Raw genomic sequence first — 16,745 nt, 5'->3', positions numbered from 1 at the left:
TCTGGAAAGGATGGTTCCGTTTACAAGAGCGAGTTGAAGGACTTAGGATAGCTACCAAATTGATGGAGATGTGATCAAGAGACAGTTTGTTGGGGTAGAGCCGAAATTCAGTATAAATAATTTTGAATCAAAGTGGATAAAGCATCCCGATCCAAATGTTGATCTAGCGGCTTTGCCTATTGCAGGATTACTAAATCAAACAACTGCGTCTGGAAAGAAAATTTTTTTCATGCCTATAGATGATTCTCTTATTCCAGAATCAGAGGTTATAACTAATCTAAATGGAATAGAAGATATCATAATGATTGGTTATCCAAATGGAATTTGGGATCAAATAAATAATTTGCCTATAGTTAGGCGAGGTATTACTGCTACAAACCCAAAGCATGATTATAATGGGTTACCAGTTATTATAATTGATTGTGCATGCTTTCCTGGCTCCAGCGGTAGCCCAGTTTTAATCTTAAACCAGGGAAGTTATCCAGATTCTAAAGGCAATTTAAGTATAGGTAACCGCATTATTTTTCTAGGTGTACTGTATGCAGGTCCTCAGCATGAAGCAGAGGGTGAGATTAGAATCATCGAAACTCCTCTACAACAAGTACCCATTAGTTTATCCCGTATACCGAATAATTTAGGATTTGTTGTAAAATCAGAAAAAATTAAAGATTTCAAAAGTATTCTTAGTTCAGCACAAAATACATAATTAATATAGATACCTCTATGAGACACCATTATTTACCGCAATTTTACAGTAAAAATTGGATGAACTCCGAAGGGAAAATTCATTGTTATAAGTTTATCAATGGAAAAATACAAGAAGATTTATGGGCACCAAAAGGAACTGGGTATGAACCTAATCTCTATTCGATAGAACACGAAGATCCTCATAAAATAGAAACGCAGCACTTTAAGGTGCTAGATGACAAAGCATCAAAAATATTACATAAGATCCTTAATAATGGTTTAACCCACATAAACACCAATGAAAAAGAACAGTGGTGCGATTTTATTACCTCTTTAATTACACGCCATACAAAGATAGTCGGGCAAGCTAGAAAATCGAAAGAACCTATTATTGATGATCTTGTGAATGGTGTTCCCCAAAAACATCGCCAAGAATTTGTTTCATCACCTCAAGTAAGAGATTTTTGTGATAACATTCATACGTATGTTATAGCATCATTTAGCGGTTTCGATGAGCTTTATAATATAGGCCTTAATGAAAAATATCGACAGTGCTTAATTGGTTTAAATTGGTTTGTTTTAGATTTTATTAATACAGGATTTGATTTACTAACCTCAGATTACCCTGTTTGCATATTCCCTTTAAATAAACAAATTTTACATTCAAAAAAATACGAAACACCTAGAGAAATGCTGGCCTCTGGCGATTTCTATTTATCTTTCCCCCTTTCACCTACCAGATGCTTTTACGCTGGCAAAGTAGAACATAAAAAAGGAATTACAAAGAGCCAGTTACGACATTTGATAAAATTACAAAATCATATAACAATTAATAATGCTCAAAAAATTATTTATTCTAATAATGGGCTCTCAATAAATTTTTTGAAAAAATACTTTAACCGATGAAACATCGATATCTCAGAGTACCGAGCCTAGCCGGCGTAGTTGCTTGTATAGATATTAAATCTAAAGTGAACGAAATTTAATTAAAGAAAGAACTCTTGCAGGTCTTGAGGCGGCTAGAGCAATGGGTCGCCAAGGTAGTAGACCTGAAAAGTTGACTGATGAGGAAAAAGAGTTGGTGAAAACGCTTTATGCGAATAAAAAACATTCAATTCAGTCAATTTGCGAGATGGTTGGCGGAGAAAAGACTACACTTTATAAATATATCAACGTGTGAGAGTAAACATGGACTTAGAAAAATATATTGAAGAAACAATAATCTCTATTTGCAATGGGATTGGAAATGCAAAATCTAAAATCTCCAACGGAGCCATTGCCCCTTGCACAATAATTGATCCTAAGGGTAAAACAAGTGCTGTGCATCAGGTAAGAACATTTGATTTTGAAGTAATGGTTTCTGTTAATGAGCAAAATAAACTAGAAGTTGGCGGGGGGATAAAATCTTATATTAGAGGGCAAAAAGAGAGTGAAACATCCAATAATAATGTGAACAAGGTCTGCTTCTCTATACCTTTTGTGCCGGAAGCGATATTACCACCCCAAAATTAAGCCTGGGATCAGGCCCTTTGGGCCTACTCCCAGGTTTTCATTCCACATCAATTCCCTAGCCAATCTTTGTTTTACACTATGAATGGAGCCAGACTTGATTAATCAACTTTTTATAATTATGAAATTAATTCAGATTAACATGTTGTCCGATATCTCAGGGACAACGGGGACATTTGGGGCAGGGGCGTCACTACGGGGTTTTGGCCGCCCCTTCCCTTAACCATCAGGGTGGGGCTGGTGGGACATATTGAAACCTAAACCCCAATAAAAATCCATTCCATCAAAAAAACCAATGGGGTCAGACTCGATTGAAATCATATATAATGTAAATTCACATAAGCATGTTGGCCAATATCTCGGGGACAAAAGGGACATTTGGGGCAGGCGCGTCAATACTAGGTTTTAGCCGTCCCCACACTTTACAATTAAGGTGGGGCATGTGGGACTTAATGGATACTATATCCACCAATAAAAATGCATTTCATCATAATAATTCCTTTAAATTGGGTATAGGATTAAAGCTAAATGAAGGCATGGTGGTCGGCTTTTTCTCTTCGTCCTGATTTACGGCCAGTCTCTTCGGTTGCTTATCTTTGGCAGTCTTTTGTGAATACCCAGGCTTTTGGCCATTCAAGTATTTCAATACGTATAACCGAAACGTATTGTAAGTTGCTGTGAAACTGCCCTCCTCCCTAAGTGTTTCCCATATGATGGTAATCGACCAACCTTTTTCCAAGGCTTCGGAAATGTCTTCGCGCATAGCCAGGAATGCCACTTTATTTTTTCTGGCGTTCGTTCTTTGTTGGCTCTGTTGAGAAGTCATTATGTTTTCTGTTAAGGATTTTTTCATGGCCTACTCTCCATATTACTGGTTAATCAATCCTTTGAGTTTTATCGTTTATTTCTATTTATTTTCGACCTTTTTGGTCACATGCAACGCCCTTTTGGTAACTTTCTGTAATTTATTATTTATTTTTGTTTATTCATGATTATTTTCGTTACTAATTGCTCTTTAACGAATAATTACGAATAATCACCAAAAGACGGTTCCTAAATAAATTTAAAAATACAGGGCAAGATAGGTGAAGTTAGCTAACCAGCGAGCTGGTTGCCAAACTTCACGAGTCTTATTCGCACCTTCGGTGCTCAACGTAAAAACCGATGGTATCGGCAATTTTATTCACCTCCCCAAATTTTACCGGTAAAGACATACAGTCTTGGCGTGCCAACTCCTTTGATTCTTGGCTTGTGTGAGGCTTTACCATCCGAGGCAGGTTTCAGCCAGCCCGCTTGTAATAAAACTCTTGTCACAGTGCGTTGATCAAAGCCTTTGCACAGTTCATTTTTGTATGTTTCTGTTAATACCATGTAGATTCGAAACCCTTCGCCATCTGTATGATAAAATCCTGCTCGGTTGAGAATCTTGTCATTGTTGGGTGAGTTGGCATTATCAAAACGGCTGGCACCATGAGACTCAAAGAAAGCGCGTACTTGCGCCATAATGGCGCGATCTTCGCGATGACCATCAACACCAAAAGTATCCTGCCATGCAATAAAGCAAGTCTTCGCAGCTTGGAACGATTCACCTTTTTGCCACCCAGTCAGTCCAAATTGACTGGCTAGTTCTCCGGCAGCAGCAACCAGTGCAAAGCGTCTGGCAACACGAATAATCTGCCCTGTAGCATCGGGTTGAATGACTGAATCAATAAAGGTTTGGATGGTATCGGTAATATATCGGCTTATTGTCTGCCTGTTAGCAACTACTTGATTCAGCCACCCCAGACCAATTGCACCGTGATATCGGCTACTGTATTTCTTAAGCGATAATGCCATGCTGGCTGGGCTTAGTTGATCGTGAATCGTTTCGAATATTCCCATCTGACAGCCTGCATCTGCTTCTATGTCTGCAAGCCTGATTTCCTGACCTGCGTTAATGCGTTGTCCTGATTTTGCCATGAGTGCTGTTAAAGACTCTTCACCAGCAGATAAGAAAAATAGCGACCATCGAGAGGATTGCCTGACTGTGCCAGTACGAGAGGCGCGTGTTTTTCCCTGACCATTGGCCAGCAAATAAGCGGCCTCCCCTGCTTCTCTGGGATCCATTTGACTGAGTTCGTCAAGAATGAGCAAGCCGTCATTGTGTAATGCTGCCAAGCCTTCAAGTCCATTGGTGGTGCTGCGCCATAAACGGCAATAAGATTGTGGGTTGCCCCAAACAGAGGCAGCTAAACTCAATGCAGTGCTTTTGCCTGATGAAGATGCGCCTCGGAAATGAAAACCGCCTGAGTCCTCGCCAACAATCTTTGCCAGAACTGGAGCAAGTGCTACCGAGATGGCAAATACCAATCTTGAGTTGCCGGAAGCCAGACGACCTATTGAGTCGCGCCATTCTTCAACACTTCCCTTCGCGGATACAGCTGGCTCAATGGCATTGGTATTTTGGAATACAATTTTTTCTGTTGAGTTCCCGATGCATTGAGAAGCTGTTACAAAGACATCCCCATGCCAACCCAGTTTATCAACACATCGTGCGCGAGCGTCTACCGGAAAAACCTGTAAATAGGAGGCTAATAAATCGCGAGCAGTTCTATTAGGTGAAATACTCAATCCCAATCTTGCCAGCTCTCGCCTCACATCGGAGGCATCACCCTGCAATAAAGCCAATGGCATCGCCCACTGATGAGTTACCCCATCATCATCCTGCCATTCCAGCAAACGACCCCATTCACCGCTCTGAGCATCTCGGGTTTTGGCAACGACATGCAATGGTGCACATATCCACCGTGGTGGTAAAGGAGTGCCATCCTTATCAATACCGATAAAGGTTAGCCCCTCATTAGTTAATCGAAAGCGACCACCGGCATAATCGCATATAATTGGGCGCTGCTTTAGTGTATTGGCTAATTCAATAACATGATTTTGTGACATAGATTATTCTCCAAACAACAGTCAAACCATCGGAATGAATCCAATTCATTCTGACGAATTTTAAATTTATGCGTTCTCAACGAGCTATAACTGACCTTCGTCACTGGTTGAGTAATAAATTTTTTGTTGTTGGAGAAAATTCACCACATCGCTTTTTCGGTACAACACCTTGCGACCAATTTTTAAATAGGGAACACCACCACCCGCCCAGCGGTTACGTTCAAGTAACTGGGTGGAGCAGCTTAATACCGCAGCAATTGTTTGTTGATTAAAAAGCGCAGAATGTGGCGCAGATTCAAATTCGTTTAATAGATGTAAACGGGATGGATTTTTTAAAGTCATAGGAAATTCCTCAATTGTTTACTCCTCAGCCAAATGCCGAGATGTATCTTCCTTGAACAGAACTCAACGCAACATCCAGTATCACCCTGGACAATTGATTGATATTCTTTTCTCCTAATCCTTTGACTTCCAACTGCCTACATTTTGTTGGAACATCGGGCTTACTCCTTAAGCTTGGAAAAAGTATCTCGTATTCCCTCAAAGAATGTCAAGCACAAAAGATCAATTTCAAAGATGTGTTATCGAACGATATTGATTGATACTAAAAATGAAATATAACATGTGATAAATTCGCAATTCGCGAATCGCGAATTTACCATAACTTTTAGTTTTATTACTTAAGTGCAGGAATATCCGTGTCCCATACGTCCCAAAGTCCCAAAATAAGCTTGGGACGTGTCTAGCCCAGTAATGACATGGATGCCCCATGTGTCCCATTAGTCCCGGATATTTTTATATGTCTACCAAAAGCATTGAATAAATCACAAAAATTTATTTGCATTCCATTTTGAACGAAGCTATATTCCATATTAGACGGACGTATAATCCATTTTGGACGGACTCATAATCCATATTAGACGAAACTTAGGACAGCTTCTTGAATACGAAAAAAAATAATTTTCCAAGACAACTTAAAAGTCGAATGGAAATTGCCATGAAGGATACACCCGTTGTTTTAATTAACGGGCCTCGGCAATCAGGAAAGACCACTTTAGTCAAAGAATACTCGCCCTCCTTACCCTACTACACATTGGATGATGACAATATTCTTAATGCAGTAAAGCAAGATCCTGTAGGCTTTGTTAATCGAATCGATACAGCAATCATAGATGAAATTCAACGCGCTCCAGAATTACTACGTGCGATAAAACTTTCAATTGACGAAAATAGACAGCCCGGTCGCTTTTTATTAACTGGATCAGCCAATTTACTAGCATTACCTCAAATTGGAGATAGCTTGGCTGGTCGAATGGAAATATTAACCTTATTTCCACTTTCTCTGGCTGAAATTGAACGTAGGGAAAATCACTTTATAAAATATGCATTAGACCAATCCTGGCCAAATCAAGCAACACGTTCAGAGCAATCAGACGTTATTTCACAAGCTCTGAGTGGTGGATATCCCGAAATGTTAACGAGACCAACTTTTGAAAGACGAAATGCTTGGGCTAAATCTTATATCAAAGCAATAGTGGAACGAGACGTAAAAGATATCTCATCAATAGAAAAATTAGTGGAAATGCCTCGATTACTGGAGGTACTGGCTCAACAATCAGGAAAATTAACCAATTTTACTCAAATTGGTGGGCAATTAAATTTAGATACCAAAACAGCGCAGAAGTATGTCGGTTTACTGGAAACACTATTTTTAGTACATCAATTAAGACCTTGGCATGACAATACCTTAAGCAGAATAGTTAAAACACCAAAAATTCATTTTATTGATAGTGGTCTTTTAGCATGCCTGAACAGAGTTACCATCGAAAGCATTGAAAATGATAAATCTTCTTTTGGAGCTTTACTAGAAACTTGGGTGTATAGCGAATTACTGAAAATGTGCACTCTAGCAAATGAGCCATGGAATATTTATTACTATAGGGACAAAGACCAAGTGGAAGTGGATTTTATTCTTGAAAATCATGCACGAAAAATTATTGGTATTGAAGTTAAAGCAAGTCAAACTATTCTTAATCAAGATTTCCGTGGTTTGAGAAAACTGGCTAGTTTAGCTGATAAAAACTGGGGAAGCGGGATAGTTCTATATAGTGGAGATAAATGCTTGTCATTTGGAGATAATCTCTGGGCAATACCCTTCTCGCTTCTTGATTAAGACTATATTTTCATTGAAAAATGGATCTATATTGTGAAAGCATATAATGCCAAATTTCTCTATGAGGCTTTAACTTGTATGTCTTGTGTGTACATACAACATTGACGTGGTCTAATGGATTCGGACACCCCAGTTAAGAGATAATAAACTTAACAAGAGGTTATATTCCATATTAGACGGACTTATAATCCATATTGGACGAACCTTAAAAGTAAGTATAAGAAATTTAATTGCATATATTTGCAAAGCTATATTTATCTAATTACAATCGCAGATAACACACCCGCCAAGCCTATGAAGACCTCTGTCTTTAAGCTCAAATCGTGCGGGTTTTTAATAACCAAGACTTTTTATCCCTCTATTCATCACTGTAGAATCACCGATTAATAAAATTTTGCGCATCGAGATAGGCCTTAAGTATACATAAATACTATATGGTTATAGGATTGCCGTACACTTAGATTCGCTTATGAATCAGGATGAGTTTTCAATGTAAAGAATATTTTGTCCTTACCAGATGGCTTCCTCTATGTCTGCAAATCGCAGTATTCAATTATTGAACTTAATCCCCTTTGAATAGGTCTCCAATGAAAATCTATTCTCCTGCAAAATTAAAAGCGCATGTCCATCAACCACATCTGGAAGATTAATATTCCACAATTTTTTATACCAGAATTCATCCCTATCGATAGGCCTTTTTATTATCTCATAAGCCAATGCTGCTTCATCTGTAAGACGACCTTGTTGATATTGTTCTTCTATTAAATCAATATCGCTTTCTAGCCAATCTAAGGATTCATTCATCTCCCGGATAGTAAATTGATTCCAAGTACAGGTAAACGGTGCACCCATATGACCACTGATCCAGAAATTAGGCATAAAATGCATGATGAGACGAGATAAAAGCGGCTCTTTCCCTGGACTGACATGCGAAACAAATATTGAAGGTTTACTTTTGTTTTTAATCTGCTGATACAAAACGCCAAATTGATGTAAAGCTGTCCATACTTTTCCCCCATTACCAGCAATTGGTTTATCAAATAATTTTTTACTGACCAAAAAATTTCCTCCTAAGCCATAAAGAGAAAATTCAAGCTCATTTTCACTGGTGTGGAATTGATAAAAATGGTGTTCGTCAAGCACGTGCAGATTTTCAACATTGAGATTGGTATTTAATTGCTTTAAAACCTGCACATCCTCATGATTTCCCCAAACAGCATATACAGGAACTGAGAATTTCTTTTTACCTGAGATATAATCAGGAAAATCACCTAGTAATCGATTTTCTTTGACGATTTCTATTAACCTTTCACGATTAGTTTGTTTATCAACTTCATATTGTCGCCACAATGGTGAGTGGGATACTAACAAGCGTAATTCCCTTGGGCTGAGTCGATAAATGCTCTGTTCATCATAAAACCCAAAATCACCAGCATGAATGACCATATCTGCATTAGTTTGAGTAACCATTTGATTGATGATATCCAAATTCCCGTGAGTATCACTGATTAGTAGGATTCTGCGCACTTTAGGACCTGTAGTTTTAATTTTAGTCATGTTAAGAAAATCCGATTTTTTTAACATGAAAGGTAAGTCATGTTAACATTTTTAAGTTTTCTTAACATGAGCCATTTATCTGAAACTATATAATTAATCAAAAATAGCATTGCTGTCCAAGTGGAATTTGTCACGATTAATAGGATAAAACGTGACAAAATTAAAGTTACGCATATTGCTTTAGGCTATGTAATTAGTTCAAGCATATGTTTTTTCAGAAAATCTGCAACCTGCTGCATTGGCTTACGTAAGCGCTCAACATCTTTCATGATATATCCTGCTGTTACATCATTATTCATCTTATGATTAAGTAGTCGCTTTAATGCATAGGCGGGAAGATCAAGACTATCGGCAACAGTAGCGAATGTTCTTCTCAGATCATGCAAAGTAAAGGGTACGCCAGATAACTCCACAACCCTGTTTACCGCTTTTTTAGGCTCATAGATATAACCGGTTTTACTTTCAGCCGGGAATACAAATTCACTGGTTTTATTCCGGCTTCTGCGTTCCATTAACTCATAAACAAAGTCAGACATAGGTAGTGTATGGATTTCGTGGTTTTTGGTGTCTTGCAAGGTGATGGTTTTGGATTTGAGATCAATATCCTCCCAGCGCAAAGAAGCTGCCTCCATTTTCCGCATGCCGGTGAATAAGAGCAATAGAAAATAATCATGCCAGAGTAAAGCATTGCGGTAATTATCGGTTTCCACCAATACAATAACCGCTTTATACCAGTCTGCTAATTGATGCGGTTTGATGACGGTTTGTTTTCTATCCACTCGATACCATGACCGGGTATGCGATAAGTATTTGACCGGGTTGATGGTAATGATCGGATGACCATTGCCATCCTGATATTCATACATGGCGTAATTAAAAATAGCTCTTAATACCCTCATGGCATTATTGGCACGTGCTTTACTATTTGCCTGACCATGTTTGGTGTGCCGTTTGGCAATCATTTCTCGGGTAATATTAACCAGAGGTTTATCAAGCCAGTCAGGTACGACCTCATGCAGCACACATTGATAATCGTTTAAGGTACGTGGCTTTAAATCTTTTCTTGCTTTTAAGTAATCATTCAGCACTTGTTGTAAGGTCATGGCATGAACTTTCTTGGTTTTCTTTTCGGCAATGGGATCATCACCTCTGGCCACACTACCCAAAAGACTCTTGGCCTGCTTTCTGCCTTCTTCAACAGTCAAGTTGCCATATTTACCTAAAGTGACTCTTTTAACCTTGCCATTGATTCTGGTTTCAACGATGAAGCTTTTCACTCCGCCGGAAGTAATTCTTAAAGCAAAACCTTTTAAATCATTATCACGATAAAACGTTTGGGTTTTTCCGGGGATATGTCCGAGTTTATCAACGATGGTTTTGGTTAATTTAAGCAGACCTCATTAAATATCTATAAAAAACAAAGAAGTTAGTGTATTCTGCAATTTTTATAGATTAGTTTTAGAAAAATGATAAGGATATACCTCAGCGAAGAAGAAAGAACAGCATTAATTCGATTAAGGCGAAGTCAAAAATCCAATATAGGAGAACGCGCCTATTACGTATTATTATGCGGAGAAGGAAAATCAGTATCGGAAACGGCTAAAACTTCTGGTCGCAATGAACATACCATCAGATTATGGCTTAAGCGCTATATAAGATATGGTATTACTGGCCTTAAGAGTCGGAGTCAACCGGGTCGCCCGGCCAGAAAGGCACCTATTATTGAATCTCAACTGGAGGAGTTACTCGGAAAATCACCTCAGGAATATGGCTATCAGGAAGCAGGATGGCAGATTAATCTGTTGCGAGATTGGTTTGAAAAACAAGGGGTGTCTGTTTGTGATAATACGCTGGTCAAATCACTAAATCGATTGGGTTTTGTGTATAAACGATTTTCAAAAACATTACCTGCAAATGCTCCATCCTCGACTGAGAAAAAAGCACGAATCAGTGAGATCGTTGAGGAGATTAAGAAAGATAGTGGAGAGGAGATTGAAATACTTTTCGCGGATGAGTCTCATTTTTCAAACCAACCTTATGTAAGCCGTGGTTGGTTTAAGCGTGGTGAAAAAAAGGAGTCAATACGGTGAAAGCCAGACTGAGCAAGACTATTTTTGGCGCATTAAACATGCGAACAAGCCGATTTTATTGGAAGCAGGCTGATACAGGAAATAGCCAGCAATTGCTCCTATTCTTGCATCAACTCCATAAAGCAAATCCTAATAAAAAGTTAATGATCGTTCTCGATAATGGACCTATACACAAGAGCAAGAAAGTTCAGAAATTTGTTCAAAAGAATGACTGGGTGCACTTACTCTTTCTTCCTGCTTACTCTCCTGAATACAATCCAATTGAACGATTTTGGCAATGGTTAAAGCAGAGAGTCTATGGGTGTAAGTCATTTTCTACTATGGAGGAGCTCTTACAGAAAATACGAAAATTAGTGTGGCACTTTCATGAAGGGAGGACTGTTTCAACAATCAATTTTAATTATGATGCTTATGCTGATTTGTTATAGATATTTAATGAGGCCTGCTTACTAAGTCAATGATATAAAGGATAATTTATGAAAATTTATTATTTAGTTTGCAGTATTTTTTTATATATGAGGATATTTTAATTCATGTCGCGCAAGAAGAAGGCATGATTTGTTTTCAAAATTTGGACATATTCCTAAAGAGTAACTAGAATTTTTATAACACACTCATGCTTATGATCATATTCAATTAAAAGTAAGAGATAGGGATGTCATATGAACTATATAAACATTATCTTAAAAACATTAGATAAGTTTGCACAAAATTTTGTCGCCCTTATTCCCAATATTATTATCGGAGTTTGTTTTGCTGCTCTCACTTATTTTATCGCGAAAATAATAGGAAAAATCGTAAGCTCATTCTTGCCTAAAATGGCAGTTCGAGCAAATTTAGTGATAATTTCTCATAAGTTAACCATTATATTGGTTTGGTTTATTGGAATGTTAATTATTTCAGCCATAGTTTTTCCATCAGTAACAACTGCAAATATTTTGACTACTTTGGGATTAACGTCAGTTGCTATTGGTCTTGCATTCAAAAATATTTTTGAAAATTTTTTTACGGGCATTTTACTTTTGCTTAGAGAGCCATTTAGTATTGGAGATTTCATTGAAGTAGATTCTCAACAAGGTTATGTTCATCGTATTTCGATACAAAATACTCATTTACGTAAAACAGATGGAACACGTGCCTTTATTCCTAATACGAAAATGTTTACGAGCACTGTGGAGGTTCTGACTGATACAAGACTCAGACGAAAAAAAATCATTTGTAGTGTGGATTTTGATACTGATTTGGAACAAGCACGCACAACCATTAAAAAAGCTGTCAAACAATGCGAGAGTGTTTCTAAAGAAAAATACATTCAAATTTATGTTGTATCTTTTTCATCTAATGGGATTGATTTTGCAATCTATTGGTGGACAAAACCTGAACCTAGTCATCTGCGTTACTCTCTTGATGAAGTGCTTACGAGTATCAAAAAGGCTCTTGATAAAGAAAAAATTCCTATGACTTATTCAACACCAGTGAGCTTTATTGAACCATTAACACTACACCAAAAGACTCAAAATTCTAAATTAAGAGATGGAGAACAAGACTCAAGCAAGTAGAATTATATGTATATCCTGTTTTGGTTTCTTCTAATCATAGGCCAACGAGTATGGCTGGAGATTAATTTTTTAAACAATCAACAATTTTATCCTTTTTGCTCCAGGAGCCTCCCTGACAGTGCATGCCAGAATCAATGTTTACATTTTTAAAAATTACAGAGCTACATTGGTTATATTTACCGCAGAATATCCGTGCTTCTTTCTTAGAGTTGATACTGTAAATATTCTGATAGGTTATATTTTTGATAATCACATAGGATTTACTACCTGTTTCACTGTATTCCATGTCATATAAAATTGGATATTTGACATTCTCCATGGTGATATCACTGTAGCTAATGTTCGTTACTACTCCTTTTTTGGTGTCAGAGCAGTCTGTCTTATCACATCGCGTTTTTACGCGCAGTCCATTGGACGCATTATGGAAACTGATATCGTTAACCATGATATCTGATATTGTGTTTTTGACACCACTGCCAATAGAAACTCCATGCCCATAAAATAAATCGACATGGCTGATTTTAATGTCTTTGGAGGGCTCATTAATAGCGTTAATTGCGATACCGTCATCACCGTTTTTTATGATAATGTTTTTTATCCGCATTTTAGTGATTGAACCTACATTAATGCCGTCAGTATTAGGTGAGTCTTTTGGGGCATCGATACGTAAATCATGAACAGCAATGTTTTTACCACCTCGAATCATAAGGTGAAAACGCGGTGAATTTTTTAGTTGTAAATGATCGATAGTTAGATTTTCAACATGATTAACGTGAAGCAAAAAAGGCCTTTTTTTGGATGTTTTGTATTCCCACCAGTTTTCTCCATTGCCGTCAATCACACTACTATCGGGATTATCACCACTTAACGTAAAGTGATTCACGTGAATAAGATTGATTAATCCACGCTCTTTTTCCCAGCTTTTATCATTGCGGTCCGCAGCAATAAGAGTGACATCAGAATTTAGATGTAGGGTGATGTTATGATGTTTTTTTATCGTAATTGGTTTTAAAAGGTATTGCCCTGATTGGACGGTTAATGACAAGTTATTCTGATATTTCTCAAGAGTTTTTTCAAGTTGTTCGCTCAAGTTATTACCCGAACCAAAAAAAATGCATTCGATGTTGTCGGCTTTGCTGGCTGGTATATTACAACTGACTTGTACTCCCTTGGCTTGAGCGGAACAGATGAAAGTGGCTAGGATGCTGATCATCCATACTGGGGTTAGTTTGTTCACAGTGTCCCATTGCATATTTGATTTGAGTAGAGTGTATCATTAAGGTTTAAGTCTATAGTGGCGCGCGAGTGTTTTTTGCAATATCTTAACTTTCGAACAAAAATATTTCATTTTGTTGAATTACATCTCTTTTTGTTCTATATATATTTCAAATTGACTCATTGGAACTGAGAGTATGAAATACAGGCACTTAGGAAAAGATGGGCCTATAGTCTCGGCTTTGGGATTTGGATGTATGGGATTATCGGAGTTTTATGGCATTCCATCGACCATAAATGCTGGAGTTGATATTATTCACTGTGCCCATCAAAAATATGGGGTAACACTATTTGATACAGCAGATATTTATGGCAAAGGTAAGAATGAGGAACTTGTTGGAAAAGCTGTAAAACCATTTAGAGAAAGGATTATCCTGACCACTAAATGTGGCGTTATCAGAGAGGGCGATAATGATGAAATGTCTGTCAATAATTCTGAAAAACATATTCGCCAAGCTTGTGATGCCAGTCTTAAAAGATTAGCTACAGATTATATTGATTTATATTATTTGCATCGTTATGACTATTTTACTCCTATCGAAGACATTATGGGGGTCATGCAAGATCTGATTCAGCAAGGTAAAATTCGTTTTGTGGGCTTATCTGAGGCTGATACGCCTACTATTCTTGCTGCTCATGCGGTACTTCATTCAAAATTAATTGCTGTTCAAACTGAATATTCAATTCTGACTCGAGCGCCTGCTCATGCAGTACTCGATACTTGTCGTGGGCTGGGGATAAGCTTTGTGGCTTATTGTCCTATAGCGCGTGGGCTTTTAAGTGGAAGACTAAATGACCCTAAGTCATTTGGAACGGGGCCTTTTGATTTTAGAACTATTGTACCACAATTCAATCCAGGAAATTTCGAACAAAATCTTTCTTTGGTAGAGGCAATAAGCGCAATCGGTAAACAAGTGGGGCTTACACCAGCGCAACTGTCTCTTGCTTGGTTACTTGCACAAGGCGAGGATATTATACCGATTCCAGGAACTTCGAAACTTGATCATTTGGCTGAAAATATGAAGGCAGTTGATATTGTTCTTAGCAAAGAGCAATTAGAAGCATTGGAAAATGCTTATCAATTGAACCCAGTGGCGGGAAAAAGATTGTCTGATGAATTAATGAAATTATTTCATTTTAAGGAGTAAATGATTCATTTGTCAGATGAATAAACTGAACTAATTAAGACTCCAAGAGGTCTAACATGTCATCGCTAATAAAGCATGTTCCTGTGTATGAAGCACCACAATTTCAGCAATTAATGGATGAGGTTCAAAGTCGATATCCTATCTCATGCTTAAAACTGATGAAAGATGCAGGCGTTGCTGCTTGTGACTTTCTAATCCATCGTTGGCCAAACATCAAAAAAATAATGGTTTTTTGTGGTCGTGGTGATAATGGCGGTCAAGGTTATGTACTCGCTGAGCAAGCCCATCAACGTGGACTTGCTGTGACTGTTTGGCAAGTAAGGCATGGCTTGACTCCAACCAAGCCTGAAAAAATGCATGATGAAGTTTGGGAGGTTATGGAGTCCTGTTATCAGCGAGGTGTACCTTTACTCCCCTACAGTAATGAGGTTAATCTCGATGAGTCTGAGCTTATTGTAGACGCGATTTTTGGAATTGGCTTACGAGGACGAGTATCATTTGAGATCGAGATCCTTATTCAACGATTACAAGATCTTAATGTTCCTATATTGGCGATTGAAGTTCCTACTGGAATAGATTCTAATTCTGGAGTTATTGCAGGGGCCGCACTTCCAGCGACAGCTACACTTACTTTTTTAGGAATGAAATCAGGCCTATTGGTTGGAGAAGGCACTAAATACAGTGGTGAAATTTTTTTAAATGATTTGCAAGTTCCAGTAGATGTGTTTCAGTATGTGGACGCTGTAACAGAAATTTGTATGTATCATGCTTTTCAAAACACATATGGTTTAAATAAAACCTAAACGCTTGTTAATAAGATTCTTGAATGACAAAATAGTTTCATATGTTCATACATAAAAGACAGCCACCAACGAAAAATTACGTATCCTATATTTAGAGACATTCCTTGTCCTTAGATAGAGTATATAAGCTGCTAGGTAATTGTTCAAACTCATTACACGCGAGGAAAAAGAAATGTCTTCTATTTAGATAGAAAATACTCGCTGATGATCTACTCTACTATCGACCGCTCTTCCAATCATCTCAAGCATCATCATATTAGCAATTAAATTATCAATAATTCGTTCCATCTGTGGCGCATAATTGCTGTGTACAAATACATGAGAAGGTTGTTGATTTTGCTCCCTAGTAAAGTAGGTGTGATGTTGTGCCCCAAAAGATTTAGTTTTTAAATTTTCAGCATGAATTCTTGCTAATAAATCTTCCAATGGTGAGCGAGTGACATAAAAAAATACGGGTTGATTTCTATAAAACTTAGGCTGTTCGAATCGGGCGGCATCTTCATAAGTGTTAAAGAAATAGTAAAATGCAGGTTGTTGTTTAAAAAAGAAGTGTTTGCGGTATTGATGTTTTGGCTGGGGACGAAAATTTTGCTCATCAGCATGTGGTTCAGGTTGATATCTAGGCTTAGGGCGATATTGAGACTGAGTATTAAATTCCGGTTGAATTTCCTTACCTTGGTCATCAATCAAACCTTGATCATATTTTTTACGCTTTTCTGCATCACCTAAAATTTCATAAGCTGCTGCCATTTCTTTAAAATTTTCTACAGCAACAGGATTATTAGGGTTTCTATCTGGATGATATTGTAACGCTAATTTTCGATAAGCTTTACGAATTTTTACCTCATCTGCCTGCTCATCGATGCCTAAAATCTGATAAAGTTTTTTCGTCATAAACTTGCTCCAATAGTGCATTAGCCATGAAGTATAATATACCCCTCCTTAACTCATGCTTAAGGACACAGTTTCTTAAATAAATCATCTTTGTACGGGACAAAAAACTTTGAAAAAAT

17 protein-coding genes are annotated in these 16,745 nt (G+C 37.7%); 10 read left to right on the top strand and 7 right to left on the bottom strand.

Features of this window, described 5'->3' with window-relative positions:
- Nucleotides 1-70: 70 nt before the first annotated feature.
- The 4 genes from Lsan_RS07080 to Lsan_RS07065 all read left to right on the top strand — a co-directional run bounded on the left by Lsan_RS07080 (nt 71) and on the right by Lsan_RS07065 (nt 2,199).
- The gene (locus Lsan_RS07080) at nt 71-706 is read left to right on the top strand and encodes a S1 family peptidase (protein WP_058513804.1); all 636 of its coding nucleotides are present in this window, start codon (nt 71-73) and stop codon (nt 704-706) included.
- 17 nt (nt 707-723) lie between these two features.
- Entirely contained in the window at nt 724-1,593 is an 870-nt protein-coding gene (locus Lsan_RS07075; RefSeq protein ID WP_058513803.1) for a DUF4238 domain-containing protein, read from the top strand.
- Nucleotides 1,594-1,714: 121 nt separating this feature from the next.
- Nucleotides 1,715-1,867, top strand: coding sequence for a helix-turn-helix domain-containing protein (locus Lsan_RS07070; protein WP_272947142.1), 153 nt, complete (start codon nt 1,715-1,717; stop codon nt 1,865-1,867).
- A gap of 8 nt (nt 1,868-1,875) precedes the next feature.
- Nucleotides 1,876-2,199, top strand: coding sequence for a hypothetical protein (locus Lsan_RS07065; RefSeq protein WP_058513802.1), 324 nt, complete (start codon nt 1,876-1,878; stop codon nt 2,197-2,199).
- A 484-nt stretch (nt 2,200-2,683) separates the two neighbouring features.
- Here Lsan_RS07065 and Lsan_RS07060 read toward each other — a convergent pair whose 3' ends face one another.
- The 3 genes from Lsan_RS07060 to Lsan_RS07050 form a co-directional block, all read right to left on the bottom strand.
- Nucleotides 2,684-3,049, bottom strand: coding sequence for a TraK family protein (locus Lsan_RS07060; protein ID WP_058513801.1), 366 nt, complete (start codon nt 3,047-3,049; stop codon nt 2,684-2,686).
- A 326-nt stretch (nt 3,050-3,375) separates the two neighbouring features.
- Complete coding sequence (locus tag Lsan_RS07055; protein ID WP_058513800.1) at nt 3,376-5,127, bottom strand: DUF927 domain-containing protein; 1,752 nt, start codon at nt 5,125-5,127, stop codon at nt 3,376-3,378.
- Between the two features lie 84 nt (nt 5,128-5,211).
- Nucleotides 5,212-5,469 (bottom strand): MerR family transcriptional regulator, encoded by a 258-nt coding sequence (locus Lsan_RS07050; protein ID WP_058513799.1) that lies wholly within the window; start codon nt 5,467-5,469, stop codon nt 5,212-5,214.
- 598 nt (nt 5,470-6,067) lie between these two features.
- Between Lsan_RS07050 and Lsan_RS07045 the strand changes: the two genes are divergently transcribed.
- Nucleotides 6,068-7,300: an ATP-binding protein gene (locus tag Lsan_RS07045; RefSeq protein ID WP_193392692.1), complete on the top strand. Its 1,233-nt coding sequence runs from the start codon at nt 6,068-6,070 to the stop codon at nt 7,298-7,300.
- 549 nt (nt 7,301-7,849) lie between these two features.
- Here the strand turns inward: Lsan_RS07045 and Lsan_RS07040 are convergent.
- Together Lsan_RS07040 and Lsan_RS07035 are read right to left on the bottom strand one after the other, a co-directional pair.
- Complete coding sequence (locus Lsan_RS07040) at nt 7,850-8,857, bottom strand: metallophosphoesterase family protein (protein ID WP_237762068.1); 1,008 nt, start codon at nt 8,855-8,857, stop codon at nt 7,850-7,852.
- Nucleotides 8,858-9,042: 185 nt separating this feature from the next.
- Complete coding sequence (locus Lsan_RS07035) at nt 9,043-10,251, bottom strand: tyrosine-type recombinase/integrase (protein WP_058513797.1); 1,209 nt, start codon at nt 10,249-10,251, stop codon at nt 9,043-9,045.
- A 72-nt stretch (nt 10,252-10,323) separates the two neighbouring features.
- Here Lsan_RS07035 and Lsan_RS23335 point away from each other — a divergent pair, with 72 nt between their 5' ends.
- The 3 genes from Lsan_RS23335 (at nt 10,324) to Lsan_RS07020 (ending at nt 12,506) form a co-directional block, all read left to right on the top strand.
- Nucleotides 10,324-10,947, top strand: coding sequence for an IS630 family transposase (locus tag Lsan_RS23335; RefSeq protein WP_058513796.1), 624 nt, complete (start codon nt 10,324-10,326; stop codon nt 10,945-10,947).
- The gene (locus tag Lsan_RS23330; RefSeq protein ID WP_058513795.1) at nt 10,944-11,375 is read left to right on the top strand and encodes an IS630 family transposase; all 432 of its coding nucleotides are present in this window, start codon (nt 10,944-10,946) and stop codon (nt 11,373-11,375) included. Before Lsan_RS23335 ends, Lsan_RS23330 begins: the two co-directional genes overlap by 4 nt.
- Before the next feature lie 234 nt (nt 11,376-11,609).
- Nucleotides 11,610-12,506 carry a mechanosensitive ion channel family protein gene (locus Lsan_RS07020; RefSeq protein ID WP_058513794.1) on the top strand — a complete coding sequence of 299 codons (897 nt, stop codon included), beginning with the start codon at nt 11,610-11,612 and terminating at the stop codon, nt 12,504-12,506.
- Between the two features lie 61 nt (nt 12,507-12,567).
- Here Lsan_RS07020 and Lsan_RS07015 read toward each other — a convergent pair whose 3' ends face one another.
- A complete protein-coding gene (locus Lsan_RS07015) occupies nt 12,568-13,743 on the bottom strand; it encodes a glycoside hydrolase family 28 protein (RefSeq protein WP_083505102.1) in 1,176 nt (391 codons plus the stop codon).
- Between the two features lie 175 nt (nt 13,744-13,918).
- On the opposite strand from Lsan_RS07015, the gene Lsan_RS07010 reads away from it, so the two are divergent.
- A complete protein-coding gene (locus tag Lsan_RS07010; RefSeq protein ID WP_058513793.1) occupies nt 13,919-14,929 on the top strand; it encodes an aldo/keto reductase in 1,011 nt (336 codons plus the stop codon).
- A gap of 56 nt (nt 14,930-14,985) precedes the next feature.
- Nucleotides 14,986-15,732: an NAD(P)H-hydrate epimerase gene (locus Lsan_RS07005; RefSeq protein ID WP_237762067.1), complete on the top strand. Its 747-nt coding sequence runs from the start codon at nt 14,986-14,988 to the stop codon at nt 15,730-15,732.
- A 183-nt stretch (nt 15,733-15,915) separates the two neighbouring features.
- Here the strand turns inward: Lsan_RS07005 and Lsan_RS07000 are convergent, their stop codons facing one another.
- On the bottom strand, nt 15,916-16,626 hold the full coding sequence (locus Lsan_RS07000) for a J domain-containing protein (protein WP_058513792.1): 711 nt from the start codon (nt 16,624-16,626) through the stop codon (nt 15,916-15,918).
- Nucleotides 16,627-16,745 lie beyond the last annotated feature (119 nt).

Source organism: Legionella santicrucis (genome assembly GCF_001468135.1).
Taxonomy (GTDB): Bacteria; Pseudomonadota; Gammaproteobacteria; order Legionellales; family Legionellaceae; genus Legionella; species Legionella santicrucis.
Note: the sequence above shows the minus strand (reverse complement) of the source record. Positions and strands in the feature narration are given on the sequence as shown.